Source organism: Roseomonas populi (assembly GCF_024594815.1).
Classification (GTDB): Bacteria; Pseudomonadota; Alphaproteobacteria; order Acetobacterales; family Acetobacteraceae; genus Roseomonas; species Roseomonas populi.
The window spans coordinates 19,181-34,980 of the sequence record NZ_JANJOU010000033.1; the positions used below are offsets into that span (position 1 = coordinate 19,181).

At 70.9% G+C, this 15,800-nt stretch carries 16 protein-coding genes and 1 tRNA gene; 10 read left to right on the plus strand and 7 right to left on the minus strand.

What is annotated here, in order from left to right; genetic code table 11:
* Positions 1–119 precede the first annotated feature (119 nt).
* From rpsF to NRP21_RS25330, 9 genes are all read left to right on the plus strand, one after another.
* On the plus strand, positions 120–599 hold the full coding sequence (gene rpsF / locus NRP21_RS25290) for a 30S ribosomal protein S6 (protein WP_257719018.1): 480 nt from the start codon (positions 120–122) through the stop codon (positions 597–599).
* A 6-nt stretch (positions 600–605) separates the two neighbouring features.
* Positions 606–884 (plus strand): 30S ribosomal protein S18, encoded by a 279-nt coding sequence (gene rpsR / locus NRP21_RS25295; protein ID WP_043830720.1) that lies wholly within the window; start codon positions 606–608, stop codon positions 882–884.
* A 16-nt stretch (positions 885–900) separates the two neighbouring features.
* On the plus strand, positions 901–1,467 hold the full coding sequence (rplI, locus tag NRP21_RS25300; protein ID WP_257719019.1) for a 50S ribosomal protein L9: 567 nt from the start codon (positions 901–903) through the stop codon (positions 1,465–1,467).
* A 155-nt stretch (positions 1,468–1,622) separates the two neighbouring features.
* Complete coding sequence (locus NRP21_RS25305) at positions 1,623–2,921, plus strand: SAM-dependent methyltransferase (protein WP_257719020.1); 1,299 nt, start codon at positions 1,623–1,625, stop codon at positions 2,919–2,921.
* A gap of 9 nt (positions 2,922–2,930) precedes the next feature.
* A complete protein-coding gene (locus NRP21_RS25310) occupies positions 2,931–4,463 on the plus strand; it encodes a replicative DNA helicase (protein WP_257719021.1) in 1,533 nt (510 codons plus the stop codon).
* Positions 4,460–5,554 (plus strand): alanine racemase, encoded by a 1,095-nt coding sequence (gene alr / locus NRP21_RS25315; protein WP_257719022.1) that lies wholly within the window; start codon positions 4,460–4,462, stop codon positions 5,552–5,554. The genes NRP21_RS25310 and alr overlap by 4 nt, the downstream gene beginning before the upstream one ends.
* Positions 5,555–5,564: 10 nt before the next feature.
* The gene (locus tag NRP21_RS25320; protein ID WP_257719023.1) at positions 5,565–6,371 is read left to right on the plus strand and encodes an MlaE family ABC transporter permease; all 807 of its coding nucleotides are present in this window, start codon (positions 5,565–5,567) and stop codon (positions 6,369–6,371) included.
* Positions 6,368–7,162, plus strand: a complete 795-nt coding sequence (locus NRP21_RS25325) for an ABC transporter ATP-binding protein (protein ID WP_257719024.1) — start codon at positions 6,368–6,370, stop codon at positions 7,160–7,162. Before NRP21_RS25320 ends, NRP21_RS25325 begins: the two co-directional genes overlap by 4 nt.
* Before the next feature lie 251 nt (positions 7,163–7,413).
* Positions 7,414–8,739: an alpha/beta hydrolase family protein gene (locus tag NRP21_RS25330; RefSeq protein ID WP_257719025.1), complete on the plus strand. Its 1,326-nt coding sequence runs from the start codon at positions 7,414–7,416 to the stop codon at positions 8,737–8,739.
* A 69-nt stretch (positions 8,740–8,808) separates the two neighbouring features.
* Here NRP21_RS25330 and NRP21_RS25335 read toward each other — a convergent pair whose 3' ends face one another.
* Positions 8,809–9,774: a pirin family protein gene (locus NRP21_RS25335; protein WP_408639662.1), complete on the minus strand. Its 966-nt coding sequence runs from the start codon at positions 9,772–9,774 to the stop codon at positions 8,809–8,811.
* A gap of 283 nt (positions 9,775–10,057) precedes the next feature.
* Here NRP21_RS25335 and NRP21_RS25340 point away from each other — a divergent pair, with 283 nt between their 5' ends.
* The gene (locus NRP21_RS25340) at positions 10,058–10,213 is read left to right on the plus strand and encodes a hypothetical protein (RefSeq protein ID WP_257719026.1); all 156 of its coding nucleotides are present in this window, start codon (positions 10,058–10,060) and stop codon (positions 10,211–10,213) included.
* A gap of 82 nt (positions 10,214–10,295) precedes the next feature.
* Here NRP21_RS25340 and NRP21_RS25345 read toward each other — a convergent pair whose 3' ends face one another.
* From NRP21_RS25345 to NRP21_RS25370, 6 genes are all read right to left on the minus strand, one after another.
* Entirely contained in the window at positions 10,296–11,273 is a 978-nt protein-coding gene (locus NRP21_RS25345) for a Bug family tripartite tricarboxylate transporter substrate binding protein (RefSeq protein ID WP_257719027.1), read from the minus strand.
* The gene (locus NRP21_RS25350) at positions 11,273–12,238 is read right to left on the minus strand and encodes an MBL fold metallo-hydrolase (protein ID WP_257719028.1); all 966 of its coding nucleotides are present in this window, start codon (positions 12,236–12,238) and stop codon (positions 11,273–11,275) included. The genes NRP21_RS25345 and NRP21_RS25350 overlap by 1 nt, the downstream gene beginning before the upstream one ends.
* A gap of 23 nt (positions 12,239–12,261) precedes the next feature.
* Positions 12,262–13,269 (minus strand): Bug family tripartite tricarboxylate transporter substrate binding protein, encoded by a 1,008-nt coding sequence (locus NRP21_RS25355; RefSeq protein ID WP_257719029.1) that lies wholly within the window; start codon positions 13,267–13,269, stop codon positions 12,262–12,264.
* A 136-nt stretch (positions 13,270–13,405) separates the two neighbouring features.
* Positions 13,406–14,392: a Bug family tripartite tricarboxylate transporter substrate binding protein gene (locus NRP21_RS25360; RefSeq protein WP_257719030.1), complete on the minus strand. Its 987-nt coding sequence runs from the start codon at positions 14,390–14,392 to the stop codon at positions 13,406–13,408.
* A gap of 133 nt (positions 14,393–14,525) precedes the next feature.
* On the minus strand, positions 14,526–15,515 hold the full coding sequence (locus NRP21_RS25365) for a Bug family tripartite tricarboxylate transporter substrate binding protein (RefSeq protein WP_257719031.1): 990 nt from the start codon (positions 15,513–15,515) through the stop codon (positions 14,526–14,528).
* A 203-nt stretch (positions 15,516–15,718) separates the two neighbouring features.
* Positions 15,719–15,795 (minus strand) — tRNA-Arg (locus NRP21_RS25370).
* Positions 15,796–15,800: the final 5 nt, after the last annotated feature.

Here is a 15,800-nt window from a genome sequence, read left to right on the forward strand (position 1 = left end):
GCCCCGCTATACGCCCCCGCCACCCTGCCGGGCGCGAGGCATCGTGCGCGGCTATGCCCTTTTTCCGGCCTTCGCATCCCGCGTCGGCCACCAGGGCTGAGACATCCGAAGGGAAACAGATGCCGCTTTATGAAACCGTGCTGATTGCGCGGAATGATCTGACTCAGGCGCAGGTCGAGGCCATCGCCGACCAGGTCGGCGAGATCGTCGGCGCTACCGGCGGCGAGATCCGCAAGCGCGAGTACTGGGGCCTCCGCGGCCTCGCGTACAAGATCAAGAAGAACCGCAAGGCCCACTACATGCTGCTGGGCCTGGACTGCTCGGCCGAGGCCGAGAAGGAGACCGCGCGCCAGCTGGGCCTGCACGAGGACGTGCTGCGCCACATGACGCTGCGGATCGAGACGATCGACGACGCCCCCTCCGCCATCCTCGCCAAGCGCGGCGACGACCGTGAGCGCGACCGCGGCTTCCGCGGCCCCCGCCCGGCCGGCCGCTTCGGCTCCGGCCGTGGCCGCGAGCGCGGCGATGACCGCGAGGAGTTCCGCGCCCGCCCCCGCGACGAGGCGGACGGCATGGGCGGCATGGGCGGCGAGGAGTAAGCCAAGATGTCCGACACGACCGACCTGACCCCCGCCGCGCGCCGCCCGGCCGTCGGCGCCCGCCGGCCCTTCTACCGCCGCCGCAAGTCCTGCCCCTTCTCCGGCCCGAACGCGCCGAAGATCGACTACAAGGACGTGCGCCTGCTCTCCCGCTTCCTGAGCGAGCGCGGCAAGATCGTGCCGTCCCGCATCACGGCGGTCTCCGCCAAGAAGCAGCGCGAGCTGGCGAACGCCATCAAGCGCGCCCGCTTCCTGGCGCTGCTCCCCTACGTCATCAACGACTGATCGGGGGCACAGCACCATGATCAACGTCATCCTGATGCAGCGGGTCGAGAAGCTCGGCCAGATGGGCGACACCGTGAAGGTGAAGCCCGGCTACGCCCGCAACTTCCTCCTCCCCTCCGGCCGCGCCATCCGCGCGACCGAGACGAACCTCAAGAAGTTCGAGGCCGAGCGCGCGCAGCTCGAGGCCCTGAACATCAAGCGGCGCGAGGAGGCCGAGCGCGTGGCCGAGCGCATGGAGGGCCTGCAGGTCGTCCTGATCCGCTCTGCCGGCGAGAGCGGCGCGCTCTACGGCTCCGTCTCCGGCCGCGACATCGCGGACGCGGTGAAGGACGCTGGCCTCATCATCACCCGCGACCAGGTCGTCCTGGAGCAGCCGATCAAGACGCTGGGCCTCACCACCGTCCGCGTCGCGCTGCACCCGGAGGTCTCGATCCCCGTGATCGTGAACGTCGCCCGCTCCCCGGAAGAGGCCGAGAAGCAGGCGCGCGGCGAGGACCTTCGGGCCGAGCAGGAGGCCGAGGAGGCTTCCCTCGAGGCCGAGCTGGCCGCCGAGCTCTCCGAGCTGGGCGCCGCCCGCGAGTAAGCGACTCGCGCCACAAGCGCGTTGAACGAATGGCCGTCCCCGCAAGGGGGCGGCCATTTGCATATCTGCTCCATCACGTAAGCGTGATGGTATCGTCCCGTAATTGAAGCTCCCGCCGGAGAGGGACAGCCTTCGTGACTGAAGGAGGCCCGACGTTGCTTCTCGATCCCATCCTCTCCCGCCTGATCCGCCGCGGCACCCTGCGGCTCCGCCGCCCGGACGGAACCTTCCGCACCTTCGGCGGCACCAGCCCCGGCCCAGGTGCCGCCCTCGCCCTGAAAACCCCCGAGATCGCCCGCCGCCTTCTCTGGGATCCCTCCCTCGGCTTCGGCGAGGGCTACATGGACGGCAGCATCGAGCCCATTGAGGGCTCGACGATCTACGACGTGCTGGACGTCCTGATCCTCAACCTGGCCGAGGGCGGCACCCACCCCGCCATGCGCGCCGGCGAGATGCTGCGCCAGGCCGGCCGCCGCTTGCTGGACCTGAACACGGCGGTGCGCAGCAAGCGCAACGTCGCCCACCACTACGACCTGAACGGCACGCTCTACTCCCTCTTCCTCGACGCCGACCGGCAGTACTCCTGCGCCTACTTCCCCACGGGGCAGGAGACGTTGGAGGAGGCCCAGGTGCTGAAGAAGCGCCACATCGCCTCCAAGCTGCGCCTGGACCGGCCGGACCTGGAGGTGCTGGACATCGGCTGCGGCTGGGGCGGCCTGGCGCTGACCCTGGCGAAGGACTACGGCGCCCGCGTCACCGGCCTTACCCTCTCGGAGGAGCAGCTGGCCGAGGCCCGGGCCCGGGCGGAGGCCGCCGGCCTGTCGCACCGGGTGAAGTTCGAGCTGGTGGATTACCGCGCCTGGAACCGTCCGATGGACCGTATCGTCTCCGTCGGCATGTTCGAGCATGTAGGCATCAATCACTACACGGCCTTCTTCCGCACGGTCGGGGACGCGCTGAAGGAGGACGGCGTGGCGCTGATCCACGCCATCGGCCAGTCCGGTGGTCCCGCCACCACCAACCCCTGGCTTACCAAGTACATCTTCCCCGGCGGCTACTCCCCCGCCGTGTCCGAGGTGATCCCCGCGATCGAGAAGGCCGGCCTCTGGGTCACCGACCTGGAGATCCTGCGCCTGCACTACGCGCTCACCCTCCGCCACTGGCGGGAGCGCTTCGCGGCCAACCGCAATGCGATCAAGGCGATCTACGACGAGCGCTTCTGCCGCATGTTCGAGTACTATCTGGCCGCCTCGGAACTGGCCTTCCGCCGCTGGGGCCATATGAACTGGCAGGTGCAGGTGGCGAGGAAGGTGGATGCCCTGCCGCTGACCCGCGACTACATGTTCGAGGCGGAACGGGCGGCCGGGCGGGCGGCGGCTTATCCACATGATCCACCGCCATCCACAGCGCCCCGGGAAAAGGTCGGGCAGGACGCGGAGCGCGCCGGGGGCTAGACTGGCCCCATGAACGCCTTCGACTCCCTCATCCAGCCGGGGGCCGAGCCGTCCGGGAACGGGCTGCTGGGCCTCTCCCAGCGCCTGCCCCCCTCCAACGTGGAGGCGGAGCAGGCCCTGCTGGGCGCGCTTCTGGCCAACAACAAGGCTTATGAGCGCGTCTCGGAGTTCCTGGCGGCGGAGCACTTCGCCGACCCGATCCACGGCCGCATCTTCCACGCCGTCCAGCGCCGGATCGAGGCCGGGCAGCTCGCCGACGTGGTCACGCTGCGGGCGGAGTTCGAGCATTCCGGCCTGCTCGACGAGGTGGGCGGCCCCGCCTACCTCACCCAGCTCCTCACGGCCATGGTCGGCATCATCAACGCCGGCGAGTACGGCCGCGTGATCTACGACTGCCACCTGCGCCGCCAGCTGGTGGACCTGGGCGAGGTGGTGGTGAACCGCGCCTTCGGGGCGGAGCCGGAGCTGGACGGCAAGGCCCAGCTGGAGGCGGCCGAGCAGGCCCTCTTCGACCTGGCGACCGACGGCACGACCGAAGGCGGCATGGTCACCTTCGAGAAGGCGCTGGCCGAGGCGGTGAACCTCGCGGAGCGCGCCTTCTCCACCCCCGGCGGCGTCTCCGGCCTCTCGACGGGGCTGCGGGACGTGGACAGCAAGCTCGGCGGCCTGCACCCGTCGGATCTCCTGATCCTCGCGGGCCGCCCGGCCATGGGCAAGACGGCGCTGGCCGTGAAGATCGGCTTCGGTGCCGCCCAGGCCGTGATCCGGGAGGCGCGGGACAAGGACCCGAACGCCGTGGTGCGCGGCGGCGTCGCCATCTTCTCCCTGGAAATGAGCGCCGACCAGCTCGCCACCCGTATCCTGTCGGAGCAGTCCCGCGTCTCCGGCGACCGTATCCGCCGCGGCGACATCGCCCAGCGCGACTTCGACAAGTTCGTGGAGGTGAGCCGCGAGCTCTCCTCCATTCCCCTCTTCATCGACGACACCCCGGCCATCACCATCTCCGCGCTCCGCACCCGCTGCCGGCGGCTGATGCGGACGAAGGGGCTGAGCCTCATCATCGTGGACTACCTGCAGCTGATGCGCCCCGCCGCCGGCACCCGTCCGGAGAACCGCGTGCAGGAGATCAGCCAGATCACCCAGGGGCTGAAGGCCATTGCCAAGGAATTGTCGGTGCCGGTGATCGCCCTTTCCCAGCTCTCCCGCCAGGTGGAGAGCCGCGAGGACAAGCGGCCGCAGCTGGCCGACCTCCGTGAGTCCGGCTCGATCGAGCAGGACGCCGACGTGGTGATGTTCGTGTACCGCGACGAGTACTACCTCGCCCAGAAGATGCCGAAGGAGCTGAACTTCGACAACAACGAGAAGTACACGGAAGCCCTGGACAAGTGGCAGAAGGACATGGAGCAGGCCCACAACAAGGCCGAGCTGATCGTCTCCAAGCAGCGCCACGGCCCCACCGGCACCATCCGCCTGTTCTTCGAGGGCGAGTTCACCCGCTTCGGCGACCTCGACCAGACCCACGACCAGGACAATTATGAGTGAATCCGGGATCGCCTGAGCCCGCGGGCGTCCTGACGGTCGATCTCGACGCCATCACTGCCAACTGGCGTACCCTGCGGGATCTTCACGCGGAGGCCGGCGGGGGCGAAACGGGCGCGGCGGTGAAGGCCGATGCCTATGGCCTGGGCGCCGCGGCGGTGGCCCCCGCCCTGGCCGCCGCCGGCTGCCGCCGCTTCTTCGTCGCCCAGCTCGCCGAGGGCATGGCGCTGCGCCCGCTGCTCTGCTCGTCACACGGCCCTGGGCCGACCATCGCCGTGCTGAACGGCTTCCCTCCCGGGGCGGACGAGGACGCGGCCCTCACCCCCGTGCTGAACAGCCCGGGCGATATCGCCGCCTGGTCCGGCACGGGGCGGGGCGCCATCCTGCACGTGGACACGGGCATGGCCCGGCTCGGCCTCTCCCCCGCCGAGCTGGAGGCGCTGGCGGAGGACCCCTCCCCGCTCGACGGCCTGCGTCTCCGCTACGTCATGACCCACCTGGCCTGCGCGGACGAGCCGGCCCACCCGATGAACGCCGCGCAGGCCGCCCGCTTCGCCGCCGCCCGCGCCCGCCTGCCCGCCGTGCCCTTCTCCTTCGCCAACTCCGCCGGGATCTTCCTCGGCCGGGACTTCGCCTCCGACCTCGCCCGGCCGGGCTGCGCGATCTACGGCCTCAACCCCACCCCGGGGCGCCCCAACCCCATGCGCCCCACGGTCCGGCTGGCCGCGCCCGTCCTGCAGGTGCGGGAGATCCCGGCCGGCACCCCGGTCGGCTACGGCGCGGGCTGGACCGCCCAGCGCCCCTCGCGGATCGCCACCGTTGCCGCGGGCTACGCCGATGGCTATCTCAGGTCCCTCTCCGGCCGCGCGATCGGCCGGCACAACTGGCAGGATGTGCCCCTCGTGGGCCGGATCTCCATGGACCTCTCCGCCTTCGACGTGACAGACCATCCCGCCATCGGCCCCGGCTCCATGATCGAGCTGATCGGCCCCGGCAACTCGCCGGACCAGGTGGCGGCCCGCGCCGGCACCATCGGCTACGAGGTGCTGACCTCCCTTGGGGCGCGCTACCGCCGCGCCTACAGCGCCGCGTGAACCCGGCCGCGTGAATTCCCCCACCCCCCTGGCTTTCCGGCCGCTCGACTGGGTGGCGGCCCTGGGCCGCGCCACCATCGGCCTGTGCCGCAGCACCGGCGCCGTGGCCCTCTTCGCGCTCACGGGGCTGAGCCACCTGCTGCGCCCGCCCTTCCACCCCCGCCTGTTCTTGCGGGCCTTCCTGGAGATCGCCTGGTTCTCCCTGCCCGTGGTGGGGCTGACCGCGGTGTTCACCGGCATGGTGCTGGCGCTGCAATCCTTCTCCGGCTTTTCCCGCTTCGGGGCGGAAGGGGCCGTCGCCAACGTCGTCGTCCTCTCCATTACCCGGGAATTGGGGCCGGTGCTGGCGGGGCTGATGGTCTCCGGCCGGATCGGCGCCGCCTTCGCGGCGGAGATCGGCACGATGCGCGTGACCGACCAGATCGACGCCCTCACCACCCTCTCCACCGACCCGATGAAGTATCTCGTCACCCCCCGGCTGCTGGCCGGCATCCTGGCCATGCCGCTGCTGGTGCTGGTGGCGGACATTCTCGGGGTGATGGGCGGCTATCTCATCGGCACGCTCAAGCTCGGCTTCTCCGGCCCCGCCTACCTCAAGGCCACGCTGGACTTCCTGCAGTGGATGGACGTGGTCAGCGGCCTCGTGAAGGCGGCGGTCTTCGGTTTCGTCGTGGCGCTGCTGGGCACCTGGTGCGGCTACACCTCCCGCGGTGGCGCGCAGGGCGTGGGCGCGGCCACCACCGCGGCTGTCGTCTCCTCCTCCATCCTCATCCTCGCACTCGACTACGTGCTGACCGAGGCGTTCTTCGCCCGATGAGCGAGGCCCAGGCACCGGATACCCGGACTCCGAAGATCCGCCTGCGCGGGCTGAAGAAGTCCTTCAACGGCAAGCCCGTGCTGGACGGGGTGGACCTGGACGTCATGCCCGGCCGCTCCATGGTCATCCTCGGCGGTTCCGGCACGGGCAAGTCCGTGACCATCAAGTGCATCCTCGGCCTGATCGAGCCGGATGAGGGCACCATCGAGATCGACGGCCGGAACGTGCTGACCATGTCCCGGCGGGAACGCGCGGCGGTGCTGGACCGCACCGGCATGCTCTTCCAGAACGGCGCACTCTTCGACAGCCTGCCGGTCTGGGAGAATGTCTGCTTCAAGCTCCTCGCCCAGGGCCGAATCTCCCGCGAGAAGGCCCGGCAGCGCGCAGTGGAGGCGCTGGTGGATGTCGGCCTCGGCATGGGCGTGGGGGAGATGGACCCGGCCTCCCTCTCCGGCGGCATGCAGAAGCGCGTGGCGCTCGCCCGCGCCATCGCCTCCCAGCCCGACATCATTTTCTTCGACGAGCCGACCACGGGGCTGGACCCCATCATGGGCGCCGTGATCGACGGGCTGATCGTGGACTGCGTGAAGCGCCTGGGCGCCACGGCCGTGACGATCACCCACGACATGGCCAGCGCCCGCCGCATCGGCGACGACGCGGCGATGCTCCACAAGGGCCGCATCGTCTGGACCGGCCCGGCTGCCGAGTTGGGCCACACCGGCAATCCCCTGGTGGACCAGTTCGCCCGCGGGGAGCGTGAAGGGCCGATCGCGATGGAGCTTCGGCGCTAGGGCAGCTCCGCGCTTCCAAGCGATGCCGCGCCGCAGCTGCCTGCTCTGGCACCGGGCCGGGGCGCTTGCGGCACGGGCCAGGGTTGCTCTCGTCCGGCCTGTGCCACTCAGCGCCGCATCGATCCCGTTTCAGGATCGCGTGGGCCCAGCAACAAGAGGTCCCGTAACATGAGGATGGCAGGGCCTCCCTCCTGATGATTTCATGCGGCATGCGCCGGGCAGAGCGCGCGCCGACATGGAGGGATGGTCCGTTGAAACGAAGAGTCCGGGTGATCTGCGCGGCACTCCTGGCCGTGGCCGGCCTTGCCCGCCTGGCCCAGGCGGAGGTCGCCCCGGTTCCGGTGCGCCTCGGCGCCGCGCAGGGCATGTTCTACAAGCCGGAGGGGCCGGATCCCCATGTGGCCTTCCTCATCATTCACCGGACGGCGGACTACCTCCGCCACATCGGCTGCGCCGAGCTGCCGCGCCGCGGCTTCGCCGCCCTCTGCATGAACACGCGCTACGTCAACAACGAGTTGCTCGTGGATTGGGACCGCATCGCGCTCGACGTGAAGGAAGGCGTGGCCTTCCTGCGAGGGCAGCCCGGCATCCGCAGCATCGTCCTGCTGGGGCATAGCGGCGGCGGCCCGACGCTGAGCTTCTACCAGGCCGTCGCGGAGGCCGGCACGGCGTTCTGCCAGGACCCGCGGAAGCTCGTGCCGTGCCGCGACGATCTCGCGGGGCTGCCTCCGGCCGATGCCCTGATCCTGGCGGATGCGCACCCCGGCGTTCCCGTGATCCTGCTGCGGAGCCTCAACGGCGCCTCGGTCAACGAGGCCCCGCGCCAGTTCGACCCGGGCCTGGATCCGTACAGCCGCGCCAACGGCTACGAGCCGAACGGGTCCTCGCACTACACGCCCGAGTTCCAACGCCGGTACTATGCCGCGCAGTCCGCCCGCATGAACCGGCTCACCGACGACATCCTGGCGCGCCGCCAGCGCATTGCCGAGGGCCGCGGCCCCTATCCCGACAACGACATCGTCGTCATCCCGCATGGCGGAAATCCCGGGGCCGGCCCCGGTGGCGCCTCCCAGCTTCACAGCCTGGACGTGGCGGCGCCGCTGCGGCGGACGCTCAGGCCCCAGCAATTCCTCAGGAACGACGGAACCGTCGTGCGCCAGATCGTCAACTCCGTGAGCCCCCCGGAGCTGGAAACCCACGCAACGACCAACAGCTTCGATCGTGGGACCAAGCTGCTGTCCATCCGGTCCTACCTCAGTGCGCAGGCTGTCCGCTCCACCAACTCCCTGGACGGCATCGACCATTGTTCCTCGAACAACTCCACGGTCTGCGCGGTGGGCGTCATCACCCGGCCGCTCCTCGTCATGGGCATGGGCGGCTACCTCTTCATCCGCGACTCCGAGGAGGAGTTCGAGGCCGCCACCACGGCCGACAAGGATCTCGTCTTCATCGAAGGAGCGACGCACGGCTTCACGCCATGCATCCCGTGCGACCCGAACCCGGAGGCGTTCCGCAACAGCGTGCGTAACATGTTCGACTACATCGCCCGCTGGACCGAGCAGCGCTTCCCGAGGTGAAAGGTCGGCTGGGCTCAAGGGCCTAACGGCCCTTCAGCGCGGCCGCCCCGAACGCCGGCGCGCCCGGCGTCAGCTCGTCGGCGACCCGCCGGAGGGCGCCTGCACATGCGCGCGCACCCGCTCCACCGGCAGCGGGATGAACTCCTTGTCGTCCCCCGGCACCGTCCCGAAGCGCCCCGCGCGCCAATCATCCTTCGCCTGCTCGATCCGCTCGCGGGAGGAGGAGACGAAGTTCCAGAACAGGAAGCGCGGCCCGTCCATCGCGGCGCCGCCGAGCATCAGCAGCCGCGCGCCCTGCGGCCCCGCCGTGATCGCCAGCCCGTCGCCGGCGCGGAACACCAGCATCCGCCCGGCCTCGAAGCGGTCGCCGGCGATCTCGACAGCACCCTCCACCACGTAGGCGCCGCGCTCCTCATGCTCGGGCAGCGGCAGCGACGCGCCGGGCGCCATCACCGCATCCGCGTAGAACAGCTCGGAGGAGGTGACGACGGGCGAGCGCGCGCCCCAGCCCGTGCCCGCGATCAGCCGCAGCCGCAGGCCCCGGTCCTCGATCACCGGCAGGGTGGCGGCAGGGTGGTGCACGAAGCCCGGCATCGCCTCCTCCTGCGCGCGCGGCAGCGCCACCCAGGACTGGATGCCGTAGAGCGGGTTGGGATGGCTCCGCCGCGCCTGGGCCGTGCGCTCCGAGTGCGCGATGCCGCGCCCGGCCGTCATCCAGTTCACGTCGCCCGGGCGGATCGGCAGGTCTGACCCCAGCGTGTCCCGGTGCTGGATCTCGCCCTCGAACAGGTAGGTGACGGTGGAAAGGCCGATATGCGGGTGCGGCCGCACGTCCAGCCCCTGGCCCGTCAGGAACTCGCCCGGCCCCATCTGGTCGAAGAAGATGAAGGGCCCGACCATCTGGCGCCCCTTCGCCGGCAGGGCGCGGCGCACCTCGAAGCCGCCAATGTCGTGTGCGCGGGGCAGGATCACCTGCCCCACCGGCCCCGCACCGCATTCGGGCATCAGCCCCGTCGGATCGCCATCGACGCTCATTATGAAACCCTCCGATGGACGCATCCTGCCATGCCCAGGGAGGGCCGGTCACGTCGCGAGGGATCTACCCCGGCAGGGTTCCGGATGCAGCTTCCGCCCCCATATCGGGTGTCGGAAACCTCTTGCCGCCGGTCGCACCAGCGCGAGCCGGCGCAAGTTCCGCTTCCGAAAGCTTGCCGAAAGCGTCGGCCATTAGAGCGTCCGGCCTTCCACCCCCAGCCCTGGACCAAAGCGATTGATAGCACCACCGCCTGGCTTCGCCTGGATCATCCGGATTGCCGAGATGCTCGATCCTGCGGATGGCGTGAGGAAGGTGCTGGTCGAGTACCAGGCCGCCCTGGGCACGCATGTCGTCGCCCTCGCGCCCGAGAGGGCGCGGGCGCTGGGGCTCGACAGCGCCCTGGCAGGAAAAGCGCTGGTCCCGATCCCCAGCATGTGAGGCGCGCGTAAAGCCCCCGTGTGAGAGTCGATGCAGGTGGGCACCCTCTCTCGCCCGGGAGAGGCGCTATGGGTCCGGTCAGTCACTCCGCCCGAAGGTTGGCCCCGCGGATCACGTCGCCCCAGCGCTGCCGGTCGGCGGCGATGGTGGCGCGGAAGGCGGCCTGATCCCCACCCAGCACCTCCATCCCGTTCTCCGTGACGCGGCGCCGGAACTCCGGGTCGGCTGTCACCTTCGCCATCGCAGCGTCCCATCGTTCCACCGCTTCCTGCGGCATGGCGGCGGGCCCGGCCAGGCCGATCCAGCTCGTCACCTCGAAGCCCGGCAAGGTGTCGCGGATCAGCGGCTTCTGCGGGAACAGCGGCGAGGCCTGCGTGCCGCCGAAGGCCAGTAGCCGCAGCCCGCCATCGCGGATCTGCCCGATGAACTCCGGGAAGTTGCCGAGCATCATGTCCACCCGCCCCGCGGTGATGTCCACGATGGCATTGGAACCGCCCCGATAGGGCACGTGCGTCATCTTGATGCCGGCCTGCCGCGCGAAGAGCTCGCCCGCCAGGTGCTGGCTGGTGCCGTTGCCGGTGGAGGCATAGGTCAGCTTGTCCGGGTTCGCCTTCGCGTAGGCGATGAGGTCCGACACGGAACGGAACTGAGAGTTCGGCGAGACGACGAGCGCGTTCAGCACGCCCGCCACGTTCCCCACAGGGGCCAGGTCCTTCTCCATGTTGATCGGCATGGGCTGGCCGGGCAGCTGCGGCAGCACGGCATAGGCGCTCATCGCCACGACATAGAGTGTGTGCCCGTCCGGCGGCGCCTTGGCCGCCGCCTCCGCCGCGATCAGGCCGGAGGCGCCGGGGCGGTTATCCACCACCACGTTCTGGCCGAGTGCGACGCGCAGCGGGTCCGTCACCAGCCGCGCGACGAGGTCCACGGCGCCGCCGGCAGAGAAGCCGACGAGAAGCCGCACGTCGTGGTCGGGGAAGGCAGCCCACGCCGCGAAAGGCAGGCCGGCCGCTGCCGCGCCGCCGAGCAGGGCGCGGCGGCGAAGGAGAAAGTTCTGCATCAGGCGGTCCAGTCTGCGGGGACGAAGCGGAAGCCCTCGCCTTCCCGCGCGATGTAGCCATTCGCCGGGAATGGGAAGTGGTAGCCGGTGACGCGCACGCGATCCGCCGCGCAGCGATCCAGCACGCGGCGGCGGGTCGCCTCGGCCGCAGCGGGATCGAAGTCGAACATCACGTGGAAGCCGGGGCGGCGGGCGAAGAGCTCCGGACGGTGCGTCACGTCGCCCAGCACCAGGAGCTGCCCGTCCCCGTCCGCAACGTGCCAGGAGGTGTGTCCGGGCGTGTGGCCAGGCGTGGTGACGGCGCGGATGCCCGGCATCGCCTCCTGCCCCTCCTCTACGCGCCGCACACGGCCCCCATAGGGGGCGAGACGGCGCTTGAGGTTGGCGAAGTTCGGCTTCTGCCGCGCGGGGGCGGAGGTCTCGTTCCCCGCGTCGCTCCAGTAGCGCCACTCGGCCTCGGGGATGACGATCTCGGCGTTGGGGAACACCGCCTTGCCGTCGGCCGTCGCCAGCCCGGTGATGTGGTCTCCGTGCACATGCGTCAGCACGACAAGGTCCACCCGCTCCGGCTCGATCCCCGCCGCGCGCAGGTTGGCCATCGCCGAACCGGCCGTGGGCGCCAGCTGCCCGCCCGTACCGGCATCGAAGAGCACCGTGCGCCCGCCCGCCTGCAACGCGGTGAGGGTGTAGGGCGTCACGTAGCGGTCGCGCGGCAGGAAGCTTTCGGCCAGCACCTCGCGGACCGCCTCGACCGGCGCGTTCAGCACGAAGTTCTCCAGCGGCAGGGTCGCCGTACCGTCGAAGACCGTCGTGGCGGTGAAGCCGCCGACGCGGAAGCGGTGGAAACCCACCCCCGGTGCCGCGGGCTGGGCCGCGGGCTGGGGCGCGGTGCCCTGCGCCCGTGCGGCGCCCGCGGCGAGAGTGGTGGCGGCCAGCGACAGGCCCGCCTGACGACGCGTGATCATGACCCTTCCTCCCGTGCTTCCGATCAGTCCGGCTTCAGCTCCGCGCGCCGCACCACCTCGCCCCAGCGGGCGCGCTCGGCGACAATGAAGTCGCGAAAGGCTTCCGGCGTGCCCGGCGCAGCCTCCGCGCCCTCCGATTCCAGGCGGGGCCGCAGCTTGTCGCCCTTCAGGATGCGGGTGCACTCCGCGTTCAGCCGGTCCACGATCGGGCGCGGCGTGCCCGCGGGGGCGACGAGGCCGTACCACTGGTTCGCCTCGAAGCCCGCCACGCCCTGCTCCTCCACGGTGGGGATGTCCGGCGCGCCGGCGAGGCGGTGGTCGGAGGAGACGCCGAGGGCGCGCAGCATGCCCGCGCGCACGGGCGGCAGGATGGGCGGGCCGCCGGTGAAAGTCAGATCGATGGTGCCGCCGATCAGGTCGTTCATCATCGGCGCCGTGCCGCGATAGGGGATGTGCTCCATCTCCACCCCCGTCGCCAGGCAGAAGGCCGCCATGGCAATGTGGGCGGCAGAGCCGTTCCCGCCGGACCCGTAGGTGAGCGAGCGCGGGCGGCGCTTCGCCATCGCCACCAGCTCCTGGATCCCGCCGGAGGGCATTTTGCGGGGATTCACCACCATCACGTTCGGGACCACTGCCGCGAGGGTGATGGGAGCGAAGGACGTCACCGTGTCGAAGGACAGGTTGCGGTACAGGGTGGGGTTCACGGCGAGCGTGCCGATATGCCCCATCAGCAGGGTGTAGCCATCCGCCGGCGCATGGGCGACCACCTCCGTGCCGATGGTGCCGCCGGCGCCGCCGCGATTCTCCACCACGAAAGGCTGGCCGAGACTGTCCTGCAGTTCCGCCGCGAGCGCCCGGGCGATGATGTCGGTGGAGCCGCCGGGGGTGAAGGGCACGACGATCCGCACCGGCCGGTCCGGCCAGCCGCCCTGCGCGCGAGCCAGGCGAGGGACCGCCAGCGGGGCAAGCAGGCTGGCCAGGGCGGCACGGCGCGACAGTGGCATCGCCGGCTGCGATCGCATCCCGCTCATACAACGTTCCTCCGCCCCGCTCTCGGGCGGGATGGCCGGAGGCTACGCGTCGCGCCCCTGCCCGTCCTATGGCTTTTTGAGGCCGCGATATAAGCGGCCGGAATAGGTCCGGGCCGTTTTTCGAAGGCCCGGCCGGCTACTCCGCCATGATCCCGCGGCTCTGGATGATGGCGCGCCAAGTGCGGGCATCGGCCTCCATCAGCGCCGCAAGATCCCCCGCCGATCCCGTCCGCAACTCGGCACCCTGGGCCGTCAGCCGTGTCCGCAGCCCCTCATCGTCCAGCGCGGCGCGGAGCGCGGCGTTCAACGGGCCAATCAGCCCGTCCGGCGTCGCGGCCGGTGCGTAGAGGCCATACCAGGTGCTGTAGCGGAAGCCTGTCAGCCCCTGGCTCTCCACCACGGGCAGGGATTGCAGCTCCGGCACGCGGGTCGGCGCCGTCACGCCGAGCGCGCGGATCTTCCCGTCCGCCAGGATCGGCATCAGCCCGCCCGCGCTCATGAACCCGGCCTGCACGCGGCCCGTCATCATGTCCGTCAGCAGCTGGGAACCGTCGCGGTAGGGCACGTGCACGCCCTGGATGCCCGCGACCGACTGGAACAGCTCCGCGCCGAGGTGGGAGACGCCGCCCGCGCCCGGCGATGCGAAATTGATCTCGCCTGGGCGCGCCTTCGCGTAGGCCACGAACTCCCGCACATCCTTCACGGGCAGCGCGCCGTGGATGAGCATCACGTGCGGATTGTCGCTCATCTGCCCGACCGGCCGCGCGAGCGCGTCCGTGCCGCGCGCGGCCGCGCTGACCATGGGATTGATCACCACATTGCCGAGCGCGGCCAGGAACAGCGTGTGCCCATCCGGCGCGGCGCGCGCGAGGGTGCGGAGCGCTACCACGCCGGTGCCGCCGGTCACGTTCTCCACCACCACGGGCTGTCCCACCACGGCGCCAAGGCGCTGCCCCAGTTCCCGGGCCAGCACATCCGCGCCCGTTCCCGTGCCGAAGGCCAGCAGCAGGCGCACGGGGCGCGTGGCGGCGAAGGTCTCCGCCGCCCGGGCGCCGCGCCCGGCCACGGGCAGCAGGGCGCCCGAGAGGAGGGATCCCCCGAGGGTGCGGCGGGACAGGGTCATGGCGCTTCCTTCCTCCGGCGCGCCTTGTCCGGCGCGTCCGGGGCCACGGGAGCGCCCTGCTCCGGTCTCGTCAACCGTTGAGCGGCCCTGCGGATTCACGCATCCAGGCGTTGTCGCCCTTCCGCGATCCACCTCAGCCGTCCGCGGTGATGCCCAGGCGCTTGATCAGCCCGGCCCAGCGCTGGCGCTCCGCCGCCGTCAGCTCGGTGAAGGCTTGCGGGCTGGAGGCGACCACCTCGAACCCCGCCCCTTCCAGCACGCCGCGCACCTTCGGGTCCGTCAGCGCCGTCCGCGCCTCGGCGGACAGGCGCGCGGCGACGTTCGCGGGCGTCGCCGCGGGGGCAACGAGCCCGATCCAGGCGTAGCTCGCCGCGTCCGGCACTCCGGCCTCGGCCAGGGTGGGCACCTCGGGCAGCTTCGCCAGGCGCTGGTCCGCCGTGACCGCCAGGGCGCGCGCCTTGCCGTCCTGCACCTGCGGGATAATGCCCGCGGCGATCTGGATCATGGCCTGGATGCGCCCGGCCACGAGATCCACCGTCGCTTCCGGGAAGCCGCGATAGGGCACGTGGACGAGGTCGATCCCCAGCCGCGCCTTCAGCTCCTCCATCGCCAGGTGCCCCGCCGAGCCGGGGCCGACGGAGCCGAAGCTCATCTTGCCCGGATTGGCCTTCGCATAGGCGACGAAGGCGGCGAGGTCCTGCGCGGGCACGTCGGGGTGCACCACCAGCAGCTGCGCCCCGCGCACGAGCTGGGAGAGGTAGGTCAGGTCCGTCGCCGGGTCGTAGGGCAGCCGGGTGTAAAGGGCCGGGGCCGTCACCAGTGGGCCGTTGATGCTGACCCCGATCGTGTGCCCGTCCCGCGCCTTCGCGATCAGGTCCGTACCCAGGTTGCCGCCGGCGCCGGAGCGGTTATCCACCACGAAGGGCTGGCCGAACGCCTCGGAGAAGTGCGGCACCAGGGCCCGCGCCGCCGTGTCCGGCGTACCGCCCGGCGGGAAGGGCACGATCATGCGGACGGGGCGCGAGGGCCAGGCCTCCTGCGCGCGGGCAGCGGGCGCCAGGGCCGCGAGCGCCGCGCCGCCAAGCAGGGCGCGCCGGGTCGGCGCGAGGTCGTCAGGGCTCATCTCGTTCTCCTCCCGACGGAGGGGTGCCGGTCCCCTTCCGCAGTGTCGGAGCCGGTCATTCCACTTCGGGAGGAGTTGCGCCAGGGGGTTCCCGGTCCGGAAAGTTCGATGTCGAGAGGGGCGCCTGCACGTGCCGCTCGCGCACGAAAGAAGCCGATCCTGCCGCCCGGCAGATCGGCTCAAACAACATATTTGGGGAGAATTGGCGGACCCGATACGATTCGAACGTACGACCTTTGCCTTCGGAGGGCAACGCTCTATCCAGCTGAGCTACGGGTCCGTTGC